General features: G+C 74.2%; 18 protein-coding genes and 2 pseudogenes. 14 read left to right on the plus strand and 6 right to left on the minus strand.

Annotation, left to right across the window (positions count from 1 at the left end; all coding sequences use genetic code 11):
- Positions 1-47: 47 nt before the first annotated feature.
- On the minus strand, positions 48-659 hold the full coding sequence (locus EV384_RS11835; RefSeq protein ID WP_130332897.1) for a TetR/AcrR family transcriptional regulator: 612 nt from the start codon (positions 657-659) through the stop codon (positions 48-50).
- A 32-nt stretch (positions 660-691) separates the two neighbouring features.
- Positions 692-1,258 (minus strand): hypothetical protein, encoded by a 567-nt coding sequence (locus tag EV384_RS11840; RefSeq protein ID WP_130332899.1) that lies wholly within the window; start codon positions 1,256-1,258, stop codon positions 692-694.
- Positions 1,259-1,384: 126 nt separating this feature from the next.
- On the opposite strand from EV384_RS11840, the gene proS reads away from it, so the two are divergent.
- The 12 genes and pseudogenes from proS to EV384_RS11900 all read left to right on the plus strand — a co-directional run bounded on the left by proS (position 1,385) and on the right by EV384_RS11900 (position 9,689).
- Positions 1,385-2,791, plus strand: coding sequence for a proline--tRNA ligase (gene proS / locus EV384_RS11845; protein WP_130332901.1), 1,407 nt, complete (start codon positions 1,385-1,387; stop codon positions 2,789-2,791).
- Between the two features lie 49 nt (positions 2,792-2,840).
- Entirely contained in the window at positions 2,841-3,461 is a 621-nt protein-coding gene (locus EV384_RS11850; RefSeq protein ID WP_130332903.1) for a ribonuclease FAU-1 family protein, read from the plus strand.
- Between the two features lie 240 nt (positions 3,462-3,701).
- A complete protein-coding gene (rpsP, locus tag EV384_RS11855) occupies positions 3,702-4,241 on the plus strand; it encodes a 30S ribosomal protein S16 (protein WP_130332905.1) in 540 nt (179 codons plus the stop codon).
- A complete protein-coding gene (locus EV384_RS11860) occupies positions 4,216-4,476 on the plus strand; it encodes an RNA-binding protein (RefSeq protein ID WP_207232298.1) in 261 nt (86 codons plus the stop codon). Before rpsP ends, EV384_RS11860 begins: the two co-directional genes overlap by 26 nt.
- Positions 4,476-5,033: a ribosome maturation factor RimM gene (gene rimM, locus EV384_RS11865; RefSeq protein WP_130332909.1), complete on the plus strand. Its 558-nt coding sequence runs from the start codon at positions 4,476-4,478 to the stop codon at positions 5,031-5,033. The genes EV384_RS11860 and rimM overlap by 1 nt, the downstream gene beginning before the upstream one ends.
- Positions 5,034-5,051: 18 nt before the next feature.
- Positions 5,052-5,840, plus strand: coding sequence for a tRNA (guanosine(37)-N1)-methyltransferase TrmD (gene trmD / locus EV384_RS11870; RefSeq protein WP_130332911.1), 789 nt, complete (start codon positions 5,052-5,054; stop codon positions 5,838-5,840).
- A 143-nt stretch (positions 5,841-5,983) separates the two neighbouring features.
- Entirely contained in the window at positions 5,984-6,343 is a 360-nt protein-coding gene (gene rplS, locus EV384_RS11875) for a 50S ribosomal protein L19 (RefSeq protein ID WP_130332913.1), read from the plus strand.
- A gap of 193 nt (positions 6,344-6,536) precedes the next feature.
- Positions 6,537-7,396, plus strand: a pseudogene (lepB, locus tag EV384_RS11880) (signal peptidase I).
- Between the two features lie 9 nt (positions 7,397-7,405).
- Positions 7,406-8,029: a signal peptidase I gene (gene lepB, locus EV384_RS11885; RefSeq protein ID WP_130332917.1), complete on the plus strand. Its 624-nt coding sequence runs from the start codon at positions 7,406-7,408 to the stop codon at positions 8,027-8,029.
- Between the two features lie 48 nt (positions 8,030-8,077).
- Entirely contained in the window at positions 8,078-8,563 is a 486-nt protein-coding gene (locus tag EV384_RS11890; RefSeq protein ID WP_130332919.1) for an NUDIX hydrolase, read from the plus strand.
- On the plus strand, positions 8,557-9,369 hold the full coding sequence (locus EV384_RS11895) for a ribonuclease HII (RefSeq protein WP_130332921.1): 813 nt from the start codon (positions 8,557-8,559) through the stop codon (positions 9,367-9,369). The genes EV384_RS11890 and EV384_RS11895 overlap by 7 nt, the downstream gene beginning before the upstream one ends.
- Positions 9,366-9,689, plus strand: coding sequence for a DUF2469 domain-containing protein (locus tag EV384_RS11900; protein ID WP_007075222.1), 324 nt, complete (start codon positions 9,366-9,368; stop codon positions 9,687-9,689). Before EV384_RS11895 ends, EV384_RS11900 begins: the two co-directional genes overlap by 4 nt.
- A gap of 47 nt (positions 9,690-9,736) precedes the next feature.
- Here the strand turns inward: EV384_RS11900 and EV384_RS11905 are convergent, their stop codons facing one another.
- Both EV384_RS11905 and EV384_RS11910 read right to left on the minus strand, forming a co-directional pair.
- Positions 9,737-10,843: a sulfite oxidase gene (locus tag EV384_RS11905; protein WP_130332923.1), complete on the minus strand. Its 1,107-nt coding sequence runs from the start codon at positions 10,841-10,843 to the stop codon at positions 9,737-9,739.
- Positions 10,844-10,877: 34 nt separating this feature from the next.
- The gene (locus EV384_RS11910) at positions 10,878-11,528 is read right to left on the minus strand and encodes a class I SAM-dependent methyltransferase family protein (protein ID WP_130332925.1); all 651 of its coding nucleotides are present in this window, start codon (positions 11,526-11,528) and stop codon (positions 10,878-10,880) included.
- Between the two features lie 191 nt (positions 11,529-11,719).
- Between EV384_RS11910 and EV384_RS11915 the strand changes: the two are divergent.
- A pseudogene (locus tag EV384_RS11915) lies at positions 11,720-12,292 on the plus strand (murein hydrolase activator EnvC family protein); the annotation flags it as partial.
- On the opposite strand, the gene EV384_RS11920 reads toward EV384_RS11915, so the two are convergent.
- Together EV384_RS11920 and EV384_RS11925 are read right to left on the minus strand one after the other, a co-directional pair.
- The gene (locus tag EV384_RS11920) at positions 12,293-13,474 is read right to left on the minus strand and encodes an aminotransferase class V-fold PLP-dependent enzyme (protein ID WP_130332927.1); all 1,182 of its coding nucleotides are present in this window, start codon (positions 13,472-13,474) and stop codon (positions 12,293-12,295) included.
- A 92-nt stretch (positions 13,475-13,566) separates the two neighbouring features.
- Entirely contained in the window at positions 13,567-14,712 is a 1,146-nt protein-coding gene (locus EV384_RS11925) for a tyrosine recombinase XerC (protein WP_130332929.1), read from the minus strand.
- A gap of 674 nt (positions 14,713-15,386) precedes the next feature.
- Here EV384_RS11925 and EV384_RS11930 point away from each other — a divergent pair.
- Complete coding sequence (locus EV384_RS11930) at positions 15,387-15,728, plus strand: hypothetical protein (RefSeq protein ID WP_130332931.1); 342 nt, start codon at positions 15,387-15,389, stop codon at positions 15,726-15,728.
- The last annotated feature ends 49 nt before the right edge of the window (positions 15,729-15,777 follow it).

Genomic DNA, 15,777 nt, shown 5'->3' on the forward strand with positions numbered 1-15,777 from the left:
AGAAGTCTGCGTCGGGAGGCAGCCGGATTCTGACCCAAACCTCTTGATCAACGCCCGCGGTCGGTCGGGGTGGTCGAGGTGAGGAAGAGGTGCAGGGCCAGGTCGGCCAGGGCGCGGGCGGTCTGTTCGGGCGGGGCCTGGGGGAGCACGATGTGGCTCACCACCAGGCGGACGATCGTGTCGGCGGCGAACGCCAGCCGGGCCGGGTCCGCCGCCGGCAGGTGGCTGCTCGCCCACTCCAGCAGCGCCCCGGAGGCCTCGGCCAGCACCAGCTCCGAGCGGGTGGTCAGGTAGGGCAGCAGCTCGTCCGAGCCGCCCCGGGCGCTGGTCAGGATCGCCTTGATCAGCGGGTTGCCGGCCGCCTCGGTGAGGGTGTGCGCGATGGCCGCGTACGCGCCGGCCCGGACGTCGGCGCCGTGCTCCCGCAGGGCCGCGCGGACCGCCGAGACGAACCGGTCGACCTCCCGCCGGGCCAGCGCCTCGGCCAGCCCCGCCTTGGTGCCGAACTCGTTGTAGACGGTCTGCCGGCTCACCCCGGCGGCGCTCGCCACCCCACCCATCCGCACGCCGTCCCAGCCGGTCGCGACGGTCTGCGCGCGGGCGGCGTCGACGATGCTGTCCCGGAGGCGTTGGCGGGCCGAGTCCCGGGGTTCGTCCATGGTGCCCGGAAGTCTACGGGCGGCGGGACGGGTCAGTTCACGACGAGGCGGTACTGCGCCTCCACCCAGAACCCGCCGCCGTCGGTGCCGCCGAAGGTCAGCTCGTGGGCGCCGGGGGCCAGCGGCGGGAGGCTGGCCCAGAGCCCCCAGCAGGTCACCGGCGTCGGGCGGGGCCTCGAAGTCACCCCGTTGCCGAGCGCGCCGCGCACCTCGAACGGGGTCGGCGTGCCGACCGTGGCCAGCGGCAGCGGCGCCCCGTCGAGCTGGGCGTGCCCGGTCGCCCGGGGCACCACCGGCATCTCGCCCACCTGCGCCGGGAACTGCCACATGTTGAACGCCGGGAAGAACAGCGGCCGGCCGGCGGGCACCGCGCAGCGCCGGGTCACCGACCCGCCGTAGGTGCCGGCCAGGAACCAGACGTCGTCGGCCTGGTGGTGCCCGGCGTGCTCGCCGGTGGTGTCGCGGACCGGGTTCTTCGCCGGCCCGTGCGCCGCCACCCAGCGCACCCAGCGGGCGGCCAGCCCCTCCGGCGAGGTGGGCGGATACGGCAGCGGGGCCGGCCCGGAGGCGCGGCCGAACAGGGAGCGCAGCGGCGACATGGCCGCAGATGCTAGTCAGCGTGGGGCGCCTCCCGCTGCCCCGTGCGTGCCCGCCCGGCGCTGCTCCCGTGCACCGGGCGCGCCCGATCGCGGCGGCCCGGCGGGCGGCGCATAGGATGTGCGGTCATGGCACGCGTGCTCACTCCCCGTGCGGAGGACTTTCCCCGCTGGTACCAGGACCTGATCGCCAAGGCGAAGCTGGCCGACAACGGCCCGGTCCGGGGGACCATGGTGATCCGACCGGCCGGCTACGCCATCTGGGAGCGGATGCAGGCCGAGATGGACGCCCGGATCAAGGCGGCCGGGGCGGAGAACGCGTACTTCCCGCTCTTCATCCCGGAGAGCTACCTCAAGCGCGAGGCCCAGCACGTCGAGGGCTTCTCGCCGGAGCTGGCCGTGGTCACCCACGGTGGCGGCAAGCAGCTCGCCGAGCCGGTGGTGGTGCGCCCCACCAGCGAGACGGTGATCGGCGAGTTCATGGCCAAGTGGATCGACTCGTACCGGGACCTGCCGCTGCTGCTCAACCAGTGGGCCAACGTGGTCCGCTGGGAGCTGCGCCCGCGGATCTTCCTGCGGACCAGTGAGTTCCTCTGGCAGGAGGGGCACACCGCGCACGCCACCCGCTCCGACGCCCGCGCCTACGCCCGGCGGATCCTGCACGAGGCGTACGAGGACCTGATGGTCAACGTGCTGGGCATCCCGGTGGTGGTCGGCCTGAAGACCGCCCGGGAGCGGTTCGCCGGCGCGACCGCCACGTACACCTGCGAAGGCATGATGGGCGACGGCAAGGCCCTCCAGCTCGGCACCAGCCACGAGCTGGGGCAGAACTTCGCCAAGGCGTTCGACATCAGCTACTCCTCGGCCGAGGGCGGCCGGGAGCACGCCTGGACCACCTCCTGGGGCACCTCCACCCGGATGCTCGGCGGTCTGATCATGTGCCACGGCGACGACAACGGCCTGCGGGTGCCGCCGAAGCTGGCGCCGGTCCAGGCGTACGTGATGGTGGTCAAGGAAGGCGAGGGCGTCGGCGAGGCGGCGGCCAAGCTCCGCGACGCGCTACGCGACGCCGGGGTCCGGGTCGCGCTCGACGACCGGACCGACACCCCGTTCGGCCGCCGGGCCGTCGACGCCGAGCTGCGCGGCTACCCGGTACGCGTCGAGGTCGGCCCCCGTGACCTGGCCGCCGGCAACGCGGTCGTGGTCCGGCGTACGGACGGCTCGAAGTCCCCGACGCCGGTGGCCGACGTGGTCGGCGCGGTCCTGGCCGCGCTGGAGGCCGACCAGCGGGCGCTGCACGACCAGGCCCTGGCCCACCGCGAGTCCCGCACCGTCGAGGTGTCGACGCTGGCCGAGGCGATCGACGCCGCGGCCACCGGCTGGGCCAAGGTGCCGTGGTCGGCGGTCGGCGTCAAGGGCGAGGCCGAGGCGAACGGCCAGGGCGTGACGGTCCGGTGCCTGCTCCGTGCCGACGGCTCGGTGCCGGACTCGGAGGACGAGTCGGACCTGGTCGCCATCCTCGCCCGCGCGTACTGACGTGCGTCCCGGCGGTCCCGTCGCCCGGTTCGCGCCGGGTCGGCTGATCATGCACCGGAACGTGCGGCACGGCCGGATCGGTTGGGTCCGGTCGGCCCGGGTGGTCCTCGACGACGACCGGGGTCTGCTGCTCTGGGTCGCCCGGGACTCGCCGGTGGCGCACGAGGTCACCGAGGCGGGACTGGGCATGCGGGCGATGTCGTTCGCCGAGTGGATCACGTCGTCCTACCGGCTGGCGCGGGGTCGGTGGAACGGGCCGCCGGTGCTGAAGTTCCTGCCCACCGGCGCGGCCCACTCGGTGTGGTGGTTCCGGGACGCCGGGGGCCGGTTCAACAACTGGTACGTCAACCTGGAGGAACCGGGCGTCCGCTGGGACGACGGCCCGGTGGCCGGCGTGGACATGGTCGACCAGGACCTGGACGTGGTGGTCCGGCCGGACCTGAGCTGGGAGTGGAAGGACGAGGAGGAGTTTCTCGAGCGCCTCGCCTTCCCCGACGACTACTGGGTGGCCGACGAGAAGGCGGTCCGGGCCGAGGGGGAGCGGGTCATCGCCCTCGCCGAGGCCGGCGCGTTCCCGTTCGACGGCACCTGGTGCGACTTCACCCCGCCCGACGAATGGGATATACCGGACGAACTGCCGCTTGGCTGGGACCGTCCGCCGGTCCGTTGACGGTGTCGTCCGTCACCCGGCGTGCCGGCTCGGATGACCTGTCCGGGTCCGGTGTGAGAGATCGGCGCCGGATCTGGCAGAATGGGTCGCTGGTATCCGGCGCGCGTCCGGCGCCCTCTAACCCGGGCGCGTCGCCAGTCCACCGAGTAGTCTCCGGCCCAAACCCCACTGTGCCGGTCGGCGCTCACCCGTGCACCGCCCGTACCGGGCCGGTGAAATCGCAACAGGAGCGAAACAACTGTGGCCGTAAAGATCCGGCTCCTGCGGATGGGCAAGATCCGCAACCCGCAGTACCGCATCGTCGTCGCCGACTCGCGCACCAAGCGTGACGGTCGCGCGATCGAGTTCGTGGGCGTGTACCAGCCGAAGGAGGACCCTTCGGTGATCGAGGTCAAGTCGGAGCGGGTCCAGTACTGGCTCTCCGTCGGCGCGCAGCCGAGCGAGGCGGTGCAGCGCCTGCTTGAGCTCACCGGCGACTGGCAGAAGTACAAGGGCCTGCCGGCCCCGCCGCCGCTGAAGGTCGCCCCGGAGCGGGCCGACCGCCAGGCGGCGTACGAGGCCGAGGCGAAGGCCGCTGCCGGCCTGGCTCCGGAGACCCCGGCCAAGCCGGCCAAGAAGGCCGCCAAGGCGGAGGCCCCGAAGGCGGAGGCCCCGAAGGCGGAGGCCCCGAAGGCGGAGGCGCCGAAGGCGGAGGCCCCGAAGGCGGAGGCCGCCCCGGCCGAGGCCGCGGCGCCGAAGGCCGAGGAGCAGACCGGTGCCGAGTCCGGCGAGCAGGCCTGACATGGCACTGCGTCCCGCCCTGGAGCACCTGGTCAAGGGGATCGTCGACCACCCGGACGACGTCCGGGTGCGGATGGTCGATTCCCGTCGGGGCAAGCGCCTCGAGGTCCGCGTGCACCCCGAGGACCTGGGCACGGTGATCGGGCGGTCCGGCCGGACCGCCAAGGCGCTGCGCCAGGTGATCGGCTCCGTCGGTGGGCGTGGGGTACGCGTCGACATCGTCGACTCGTACTGATGCTTCTCGTCGTCGGCAGGATCGGCAAGCCGCACGGGATCCGCGGTGAGGTCACCGTGGAGGTGCGGACCGATGAGCCCGAAGCACGGTTCACCCCCGGTTCGGTGCTGCGCACCGAGCCGGGGGTGACACCCCCGGCCAATCCGGCGCCCGGTCCCGGTGTGCCGTTCCGGGTGCCCGCCGAGCTGACCATCGAGGCGGCGCGCTGGCACCAGGGCCGGCTGCTGGTGGCCTTCGAGGGGGTGCTGGAGCGGGACGTCGCCGAGGCGCTGCGTGGCACCCTGCTCACGGTGGACAGCGGCGACGTCGCCCCGCCGGAGGATCCCGAGGAGTTCCACGACCACCAACTGGTCGGCCTCGCCGTGGTCACCCCGGCCGGCGAGCGGCTGGGCGAGGTGGCCGGGATCGACCACGCGCCCTCCTCCGACCTGCTGGTGCTGCGTCGTCCCGAGGGCCGTACCGCGCTCATCCCGTTCGTCAAGGCGATCGTGCCCGAGGTCGACCTCGCCGGCGGTCGCGTCGTCGTCGACCCGCCGGCCGGTCTGCTCGATCTCTAGACCGCCGGAGCACCGCCCATGCGCGTCGACATCGTGTCGATCTTCCCGGAGTACTTCGCCCCGCTGGACCTGTCGCTGATCGGCAGGGCCCGGGCGACCGGCACGCTCCGGCTGGCCGTACACGATCTGCGGACCTGGACCCACGACGTGCACCGCACGGTCGACGACACCCCCTACGGCGGCGGCCCCGGCATGGTGATGCGGCCGGAGCCGTGGGGTGAGGCGCTGGACGCCCTCGCCCCCGACGAGCTCAGCCCGGACGGCCACACGCTGCCCCGGCTGCTGGTGCCCTCGCCGGCCGGCGTCCGGTTCACCCAGGCCATGGCGCACGAGCTGGCCGCCGAGTCGCACCTGCTCTTCGCCTGCGGCCGGTACGAGGGCATCGACCAGCGGGTGCTCGACCACGCGGCGACCCGGATGCGGGTGACCGAGGTCTCCCTCGGTGACTACGTGCTCTTCGGCGGCGAGGTCGCGGTGCTGGTGATCCTGGAGGCGGTCACCCGGCTGCTGCCCGGGGTGCTCGGTAACGCCGGGTCGCTGGACGAGGAGTCGCACGCCCACGGGCTGCTCGAGGCCCCGATGTACACCAAGCCGGCGACCTGGCGCGGGCACGAGGTGCCGGAGGTGCTCCGCTCCGGCGACCACGGGCGGATCGCCCGCTGGCGGCGGGACGAGGCGCTGACCCGGACGGCCGCGCGCCGCGCCGACATGATCGCCGCGCTGCCCCCGGAGAGCCTGGACAAGCGGGACCGGGCCGCGTTGGACCGGGGTGGATTTCAGCCGCCGCCGGGGGATGTGGCAAAGTAGAGGGGTTGCCGCATCCGTCCGCGCCCGCGGGCGGCTGCGAGGATCCTCGACCGGGGTCGGCCCGCCGTCCACCACCCGGGGATCAGAATCACCCATCCGCGCACCGATTGACGGTGCGCCGTGAGCCTCACGAGGACACAGCGATGAACATCCTGGACGCCCTTGACGCCCAGTCGAAGCGGGTCGACCTCCCCGACTTCCGTGCCGGTGACACCGTGAAGGTGCACGCGCGGGTCGTCGAGGGAAACCGGTCCCGTGTCCAGATCTTCCAGGGCGTCGTCATCCGCCGCCAGGGTGACGGTCTGCGCGAGACCTTCTCGGTCCGCAAGGTCAGCTTCGGTGTCGGTGTGGAGCGGACGTACCCGATCAACAGCCCGGCGATCGACCGGATCGAGGTCGTGACCCGCGGTGACGTGCGTCGGGCCAAGCTCTACTACCTGCGCGAGCTGCGCGGCAAGAAGGCCAAGATCAAGGAGCTGCGCGAGAAGCAGCCGACGAGCTGAATTTTCGCTCGCCACGCCGCCTGAGCTGCGCGGATGTCGTATCGACCGGATCGCATTACCCTGGTCGACACGGGCGCAGGAGGGCAGCGACGCCGCGGCGTGTCCGGCGCGGCACAGCGTTCCACTACCGCCCGTGGGGCCTCACGACGAGGCTCCCGGGCGGTAGTGTCGTTTCTGCGGACCGGAGAGTGGCATGGTGCAGATGCTTGACGAGGACGGCACCGTCGACCCCTGGCGCCGGCGGGCCCGGCGCTCCAGGCGACAGATGCCCCTCTGGCAGGAACTGCCCCTGCTCCTGGTGGTCGCCTTCTGCCTCGCGGTGCTGATCCGCACCTTCCTGCTCCAGGCCTTCTTCATCCCCTCCGGGTCGATGGAGAACACCCTCCTCATCGGCGACCGGGTGCTGGTCAACAAGGTCGTCTACGACGTCCGGGATCCGGTGCGCGGCGAGGTGGTGGTCTTCCGGGGCACCGACAGGTGGGTCGCCCAGGAGACCCCGGCGCCGCCGGCCGGCTTCGCCGGGAAGGTCGGCCGCACCCTCGGCGACCTGGTCGGCGTCAGCCGCCCCGGCGAGAAGGACTTCATCAAGCGGGTGATCGGGGTCCCCGGCGACAAGGTCTGGTGCTGCGACAAGGGCCGGGTCGTGGTCAACGGCGTACCGCTGGACGAGCGGGCGTACGTCTCCGAGGACTCGCCGGCCGAGCTGCCGCCGAACCCGAAGGAGTGCCGGTCCCGGCAGTTCACCGAGGTGGTCGTGCCGGCGGGGCAGATCTTCGTGATGGGCGACCACCGGCTGGTCTCCCAGGACGCCCGCTGCCAGGGCCCGGTACCGATCGACAACGTGGTGGGCCGGGCCTTCATGATCGTCTGGCCCTCCGAGCGGTGGACCTCGCTGCCGGTGCCGGACACCTTCGCCAGCCTGCCCCGGGCGGACGGCGCGCCGGCCCCCGTCGACCCCGACCCGGTGGGCGGTGTGGTGCTGATCCTGCCGGTCACGGCGGCCCTCTCCGTTCTCGCGCGTTCCGGGCGGCCCCCACGTGCCCGGCGTCGTAGGCTCCTCCCGTGATTGACGAGCAGACCGAAAAGCCTCGCAGTTCCTTCTGGAAGGAGCTGCCCATCCTCCTGGGTGTGGCGATCCTGGTCGCAGTGCTGGTGCGTGCCTTCGTGCTGCAGACCTTCTTCATCCCCTCGCCGTCCATGGAGAACACTCTCAAGATCGACGATCGGGTGCTGGTCAACAAGCTGGTCTACGACTTCCGGTCGCCGCACCGGGGCGAGGTGATCGTTTTCGAGGCACCCACCGAGTGGAGCGGCAACCCGGACGGCGAGGACTTCATCAAGCGGGTGATCGGGGTCGGCGGCGACCACGTGGTCTGCTGCGACGCCCAGGACCGGTTGGTGATCAACGGCCGGTCGCTGGACGAGCCGTACATCTATCCCGGGAACAAGCCGGCCGACCAGGATTTCGAGATCACGGTGCCGCAGGGGCGGCTCTGGGTCATGGGTGACCACCGGGAAGCCTCGGGCGACTCGCTGGAGCACTGGCAGCAGTCTGGCCAGGACATCACCGAGGCCACCATCCCCGAGGACCAGGTGGTCGGGCGGGCGTTCACCGTCTTCTGGCCGGTCAGCCGGGCGACCTGGCTCACCGTCCCGAAGCAGTTCGACGGGATCCCCAATCCCTGACCCCGGAGGGCGTGGGCGTTCGTCAGAGCCGTCTGGCAGGCTTGGGCGGTGACCGTCTACACCCCGCGACGCGCGGCCCGGGTGCTGCTCGTCGACGCGGCCGACCGGGTGCTGCTCTTCGCCGGCACCGATCCGGCCCGGCCCGGCCACAGCTACTGGTTCACCCCCGGCGGCGGGCTCGGCCCCGGGGAGAGTCCGGCCGACGGCGCGGCCCGCGAGCTGGCCGAGGAGACCGGGCTGCGGCTCACCCCGACCGAGCTGGGCCCGCCGGTGTGGGCCGAGACGGTCGAGTTCCCGTTCGACGGGGTCTGGTACCGGCAGGAGCAGGAGTTCTTCCTGGTCCGCGTCCCGGCCTGGGAGGTGGACACGGCGGGCTTCGAGGAGGTCGAGCGGGCCAGCGTCACCGGCCACCGCTGGTGGTCCCTGGACGAGCTGGCCGGCACCGACGAGCGCTACTACCCGGTGGACCTGCCGGCGGTGCTGATCCGGGCGCTCGCCGCCCGACCGGCCGCCCAGGGTGGTACGCCGTGCTGACGCCCCCGCGCACCGTGGTGCGCCGCGAGGGTGGCCTCTACGCGCTGGAGCGCGCCCTGCAACGGCGGGGCTTCCGGCACGTGGCCGGCGCGGACGAGGCCGGCCGGGGCGCCTGCGCCGGGCCCCTCGTCGCCGCCGCCGCGGTGCTGCCCGAGGGGCGGCGCGGCGAGATCGACGGGCTGGCCGACTCCAAGCTGCTCACCCCGGCCAGCCGGGAGCGGATCTACGACGAGGTGGTCGCCCGCGCCCTCGCGTACGCGGTGGTGGTGATCCCCGCCGAGGAGGTCGACGCGCGCGGGCTGCACGTGTGCAACGTGGCCGCGATGCGGCGCGCCCTCGCGTCGCTGACCACCCGGCCGGAGTACGTGCTGACCGACGGCTTCGGCGTCGACGGGCTGGACGTGCCGGGGCTGGCGGTCTGGAAGGGCGACCAGGTGGCGGCCTGCGTGGCGGCGGCGAGCGTGCTGGCCAAGGTCACCCGGGACCGGATCATGGTGGAGCTGCACGACCGGTACCCGGGGTACGGCTTCGCCGAGCACAAGGGCTACATCACGGCCGAGCACACGGCGGCCCTGCGGGAGCACGGGCCGTGCCGGGAGCACCGCTTCTCGTACGTCAACGTGGCCACGATCTCCGGCCGGGACGGGCGCCCACCGCGGTACCGGCGTCCGGTCGTGGACGGCCCGGACGAGCCGATGGAGCGCTCCGGCGCGTCAGGGGGTACCGTCGGCGTGGCGTTGGGCGAGCAGCCTCGACCTCCGGCGCCGGTGGGGGAAGATGTGGTCATGGAAGGCGGAGTGCGATGAGCGCGGAAGATCTCGAGAAGTACGAGACCGAGATGGAGCTGCAGCTCTACCGGGAGTACCGCGACATTGTCCGCCAGTTCTCCTACGTGGTGGAGACCGAGCGCCGTTTCTACCTGGCCAACCAGGTCGACCTGCACGTGCGCAACTCGGACGGCGAGGTCTACTTCGAGGTCGAGATGCACGACGCCTGGGTGTGGGACATGTACCGCCCCGCCCGTTTCGTTAAGAATGTCCGAGTAATGACGTTCAAGGACGTCAATGTGGAAGAGCTCGAAAAGCCGGACATCTCCCTTCCCGCAGACTCCGGATTCGGCGGCTGACGGTCCCCGGCTGATCCGCTCCACGGAGGCGGCCGGCACCGCGCCGCTCAGCCCGTCAGGACCACCACCTCGACCCGCTGCACCAGGTTGTTGGCGAAGCCGCCCCGGTTCCACGGCTGCTCGACCGGCTGGCGGCGTCCGGAGGCGTCCGTGGCCCGGGCGCCCAGCACGTACCGCCCCGGCTCCGGGGTCCAGTCGAACCGCCACCGCCGCCACGCCCACTCCCCGCCGCTCCGCTCGTCCAGCCGGGCCGGGGCCCAGCTCGCGCCACCGTCGGTGGTCACCTCCACCGCGCTGACCGGCGCGTGACCCGACCAGGCCCGACCGTCCACCGTGCACGGCCCGGGACGCAGCACCCGGGTACGCGACATGAAGTCCGGGAAGCCCGGCGGGCGGACCAGGGCGCGGGGCTCGATCCGGGTCACCGGCACGCCCGGGTCGTCGGCGTCGTTCCGCAGCCGGTACGCCACCGCGTTCTGGTAGCCGTCGAACGGCTCGGTCAGCACCCGGATGTCGCGCAGCCACTTCACGTGCGCCATGCCGTACCAGCCCGGCACGATCAGCCGCAGCGGCGCGCCGTGCTGCGGCAGCAGGGGAGCGCCGTTCATCTCGTACGCCAGCAGCACCTCCTCGCGCAGCGCGTCCGCGACCGGCAGCGCCCGCTGGTAATCCTGCTCGACGCCCCGCTCGACGCCGTGGTCGGCGCCGGTGAAGACCACGTCCACGGCGTCCGGCGAGCGCCCGGCCTCGCGCAGCAGCGGCGCCAGCGGCGTGCCGGTCCACTCGGCGTTGCCGACCGCCTCCACCAGCCACGGCTGGCTGACCGGCCGCGGATGCAGCAGCGCCCGACCGTTGCCGGCGCACTCCAGCGTCACCCGGTGGGTGACCCTGGGCCGGTCCCGCAGCGCGGCCAGGTCGAGGCTCAGCGGCCGATCCACCGCGCCGTCGACGGTCAGCGAGTGCGCCACCGGGTCGACGTCCGGGATGTCGTAGTGGATGAGCAGGTAGTGCAGCCCGGCCGGGGTGACGTCGTAGCGCAGCGCCTCGAGGGGGATGCCGTGGTTGCGCGCGGCGAGCTGCAGCTCCTCCGCGCTGATCGCCTCATCCGGACCGGCGATCCGGGACGGCCGGCTGACGTCGTCCACAGTGGTCATCTCTGCTCCCGGCGGTCGCCGGGCGGACGCCCGGTCACGGGTGGGTGAGGCGGTCGGAGCCGACGAACTCGAACATCCGCACGCCGGCCGGCAGGGGTCGGGGTCGGCCGGTGAAGCGGTGCACGCCCACCCCCACCCCGTCGGCCGGGCTGCTCACCGCCACCGGGGCGAAGCCCTCCGCGGCGAACCAGTCGCAGATGGCGGGCACCAGGTCCGGTTCGCGGCGGTGCCGGGTCCAGAAGACCGTGCCGCCGGTGGCGCAGAGGGCGGCGCAGAGCGCCACCGTGGCCCGGATGTCGGCTTCGACGATGTTGCCGAAGATCCCGCAGACCAGCACGAGCTCCGCCGGGGCGAGGTCGGCGTAGTGGTCGGTCAGCGCCGCGTCCCCGACCACCACCTCCACCGCCGACAGGCCGGCCTCCGCCGCGGCCGCCCGGGCCACCTCGGCGTTGCGCGGGTCCAGCTCGACCAGGCGGGCGGTCACGTCGTCCCGCCGGGGATGCGTCGCGAGCACCGGGATCAGGTCCCGCCCCTGGCCGGCGCAGAGGCTGACCACCCGGAGCGGGCCGGGCGGGGCCTGGTCCAGCGCCTCGCGGATGCGCAGCCGCAGCTCGGTCAGGCGTCGCAACAGGGCGGAGCCCGGCTGGTCGTAGTCGTCGTGCCAGGCGTACCAGTCCCGCGTCACCGGCTCAGCATAGGCGGTGCGGTTCGCCGGCCGGTGCGGTCGCATAGCAGATCGACTCCGCCACCGGGCGTTCTCCACAGCCCGGCCGCCGTCCACAGTCGGCGGTGCCCGCCGGTGGCGCGGGGACCGCCGTCGGGGGCAGGCTGCCGGCCGTGCGAACAGCGTCCGGGCCCGTCACGGCGGCCCTCCTCATGCTCCCGCTGATCCTCCCGGCGGCACCCGGCCCGGCGGTCACCCCGTCCCGCGCCGCCCCGGCCAGCGTGTCCCCGCTGGTCGTCTCCCCGCCGGACGTCTCCCGGTCGGGTGCGTCCCCGGCCGGCGTCCCCGCGGGGGGAGGGGCACCGCGGTCCGGGGCGCGATTCCGGTGGCCGCTCGCCGGCGCACCCCGGCCGGTGCGCCGGTTCGACCCGCCGCCCCGGCCGTGGCTCCCCGGTCACCGGGGCGTCGACCTGGCCGCCGGCCCGGGCGTCGAGGTCCGGTCGGCCGGGGCGGGCGTGGTGCTCTTCGCCGGCACGGTGGCCGGGCGCCCGGTGCTCACCGTCGGGCACGGCGACGGGCTGCGGACCACCTACGAACCGGTCCGCCCCGGCCTGCCCGCCGGCGCCCGGGTGACCGCCGGTACCCGGATCGGCACCCTGCTCGCCGGCCACGCCGGCTGCCCGGTCACGGCGTGCCTGCACTGGGGGCTGCGCCGGGGCGACGAATACCTCGACCCGCTGGCCCTGCTGGGCCGGGGACCCGTCCGGCTGCTGCCCGTCGACGGCTCAGCGCCCGGCGAGCAGCGCGGGGAGCCGGACCGCCAGCCGGTCGTACTCGTCGGGGGTGTTGTAGACCTGGCCGCACAGCCGCAGCCAGCCCCGGTCGTTCCAGGTCATCACCGCCACCTCGGCGGCGAGCCGTTCCGCGATCCGGGTCTGCAGCGCCTTCGCCGCGTCCATCGTGGTGGCGACGCCGCGCGGCAGCGGAATGAGCCGCATGGAGACCGTCGGTCCGCCGGGCTGCGGCAGGTCGGCCGGCGCCACCCCGAGGGCGTCCCCGACGACCCGCTGCCCGTACGCGGCGAGCGCGGCGTTGTGCGCGCGTACCCGGTCCAGGCCCAGGCTGCGCAGGGTGAACAGCCCCACCGGCGCGGCCAGCCAGGGGGTGTAGTCCAGCGTCGCCTGCCACTCGACCCGGGCGGGGAAGCCGGCCTCCTGCTCCCAGGAGACGACCAGCGGTTCGATCCGCTCCCGCCACGGCTCCGCGACCACCAGCGCGGCGGTCCCGCGCGGCGCGTACGCCCACTTGTGCAGGTTGCCGACCCAGAAGTCGGCGCCGATGGAGGCCACGGTGATCGGCAGCATGCCCGGGGCGTGCGCCGCGTCGACCAGGACGAGCACGCCGCGCTCGCGGGCCACCCCGACCAGGGCGGCGGCCGGGAAGAGCCGGGCGGTGGCGGAGGTGAGCTGGTCGACCACCAGCAGCTTGGTCCGTCCGGGGCGCAGCCCGGACCGGACGATCTCGACGACCTCCTCGTCGCCGGCGGTCAGCGGCACGCGCAGGGTCCGCTGCGTCGCCCCGGTGCGCCGGCACTCCCGCTGCACGGAGAAGCCGACCGCGCCGTACCCGTGGTCCGTGGTCAGCACCTCGTCGCCGGGGCGCAGGCCGAGCGACTGGAGCACCACCGCCACCCCGGTGGTCGCGTTACCCACCAGCGCGGTGCCCTCCGGGTCGGCCCCCAGGAAACCGGCCAGGTGCCGGCGGGTGTGGGCGATCCGGTCGACCAGGCCCTGGGTGAAGAAGCGCAGCGGGTTCGCCTCCATCTCGTCGCGCAGCCGCTGCTGGGTGCGCTGCACCCCGATCGGGACGGCGCCGAACGAGCCGTGGTTGAGGTGACTGACCGACGGGTCGAGCGAGAAGAGCAGTCGAGCCCCGGCGATCGACTCGGGCGGCTGCGGGACCGTCATCCGCCGATCGTAGCCCTTCGTCGATCATCAACTCGCCCATCGCCGCTCTCCCACGTGCGGCGGCCCACCGACGGCGCGGCCCGCCGGGTCGGTCAGGCGCGCGGATGCGCCTGCCGGTACGCCGCCCGCAGCCGCTCCACGGAGACGTGCGTGTAGATCTGGGTGCTCGCCAGCGAGGAGTGGCCGAGCAGCTCCTGCACCGCGCGCAGGTCCGCGCCGCCCTCCAGCAGGTGGGTGGCGGCCGAGTGCCGCAGCCCGTGCGGGCTGGTCCGGGGCAGGCCGGCCCGCTCGGCGTACCCGGCGACGATCCGGCGCGCGGTGGTCGGGTTCAGCCGCCCGCCCCGCGCGCCCAGCAGCAGCGCGCCTCCGGAGCCCGGGCCGGCGAAGGCGGGTCTGCCCCGGCCCAGCCACCCGTCCAGCGCGCGCTGCGCCGGCACGCCGTACGGCACGACGCGTTCCCGGCCGCCCTTGCCCAGCACCCGCACCACCCGGCGGCCGTGGTCGACGTCGGCGACGTCCAGGCCGCACGCCTCGCTGATCCGGATCCCGGTGCCGTAGAGCAGTTCCAGCAGCACCCGGTCCCGCAGCAGCACCGGCTCGTCCTCGCCGGGCGTGGGCCGCCCGCCTGCCCGGCCGGCGCCCCCGTGCGGCGCGGCGGCCCCGTCGGTGCCTTCGGATGGCGCGGCGGTCCGGTCCGTGGCTTCGGGCGGTGCGGTGGCCCGGTCGGTGGCTTCGGGCGGTGCGGCGGCCCGGTCGGTGGCCGACGGTGGCGCGGTGGCCCGGTCGGTGGCCGACGGTGGCGCGGTGGCCCGGGAGGGGGCGGCCATCAGGGCGGCGGCCTGGTCGGCGCGGAGCACGGTGGGCAGCTCGCGGTGGGCCTTCGGGCTGGCCAGCGGGGCGGCCACGTCGGCGGGCAGCAGTCCCGACCGGTGGGCCCAGGCGCTGAAGGTACGAGCCGACGCGGCGCGCCGAGCCAGCGACGTCCGGGCGGCCCCCATCGTCCGCTGCTTCGCCAACCAGCTGCGCAGGACCGTCAGGTCCAGCTCGGTCAGGTCGGCGCAGCCCATCCGCACGGCATGGTCGAGCAGCGAGATCAGATCGGTGACGTACGCCCGCACGGTGTGCGCGGAGCGGTTGCGGACCCGCGCGAGGTGGTCGGCGAACTCGTCCACCGCCTCCCGCATCGCCGGCGGCAGTCCCTCGTGGGCGGCCCGGGTGCCGCGCACCGCGCCGCTCATCGCCCGCTCCGACCCGGTGCCGGCGCGCCGGGGACCGTCCGCACCGGCTCCTGTGCGCCGGTGGTGGCCGGTGCGGGACGCGGCCTGATCCTGCTCTCGGCGGGCACCGACCCAGCCTACGGGCCTGATCCGGCAACGGCAGGACACCAGGCGGGCGTCCCGTCCGCGGTGCGTCGACGTGCCGTCGTGCGAAAACCGTCCGTGGCGTGCCGACGTCCGCTGCGCCGAGGTCCGTGGCGCGCCGTCGTTCCCTGCTGTCCCCGCGTCGCGCGTTGGTCCTCTCCCGGCGCCGCCCGTCTGCGGCCGCCGGCGGGGCGTTGCGGTTCGGCGCGCCGTCAGGGGTGGCTGAACGGGCCCTGGACAGGGGAAACTGGTCGTACGAAGAGGACGGTGGCAGCGCCGCTGAGCGGACGTGACCACGACCGCCCCGGTGTCGCTGCTGATTCCGGGGTGCCCCGAACGCTACGGCCGGTCGGCCATGCAGGGGCTGCCCCGGCGCGGGGCCGGTGGCGTCACGGGCCCGGCCGCATCACGGCGTCGGCATTCACCGTGTCGGGCCGGGCAGGGGCCGTCACGGTGTCGAGCCGGCGGGTGGCGTGCAGGGGTGACTCGCGAGGCGGAAAGGAGCGGCGTCGACCCGGGAAGGTGACGCCGACGGGAGGAGGGGACCGAGCGTGGGTGTGGATGCCGTCCTCTACCGGTTGGTCCGGGCCGGACCCGGCCGGGGTCGCCCGTCGTACATCGCGGCCGGGGTGGTCGCCGACCCCGACGACGTACTGCTCGACCTGTTGAAGCGGGTGCGGGGCTTGGGTCGTACGCCGTTGCTGGACCGCATCGATCCGCTCGGGGAACTGGTGGTCAGCGTCGAGGCGGCGCCGCAACTCCTCGCCGAGCTGCGCTGCCTGGCCGAGGAGGCCCGGGCGTCCGCGGAGGTGGACCAGGTGCGCCGGCTCGCGCACCTCACCCGGCGCTGCCTGAACGGCCGGGAGGTGGAGATCCGCTTCGAGGGCGACTGAGCCGACATCGCCCCGGTCGGTTCCGCCCGGCTCGGCCCGCTGTGGGCGG

Origin of the sequence: Micromonospora kangleipakensis (genome assembly GCF_004217615.1) — a bacterium.
In the GTDB taxonomy this organism is placed as follows: Bacteria; Actinomycetota; Actinomycetes; order Mycobacteriales; family Micromonosporaceae; genus Micromonospora; species Micromonospora kangleipakensis.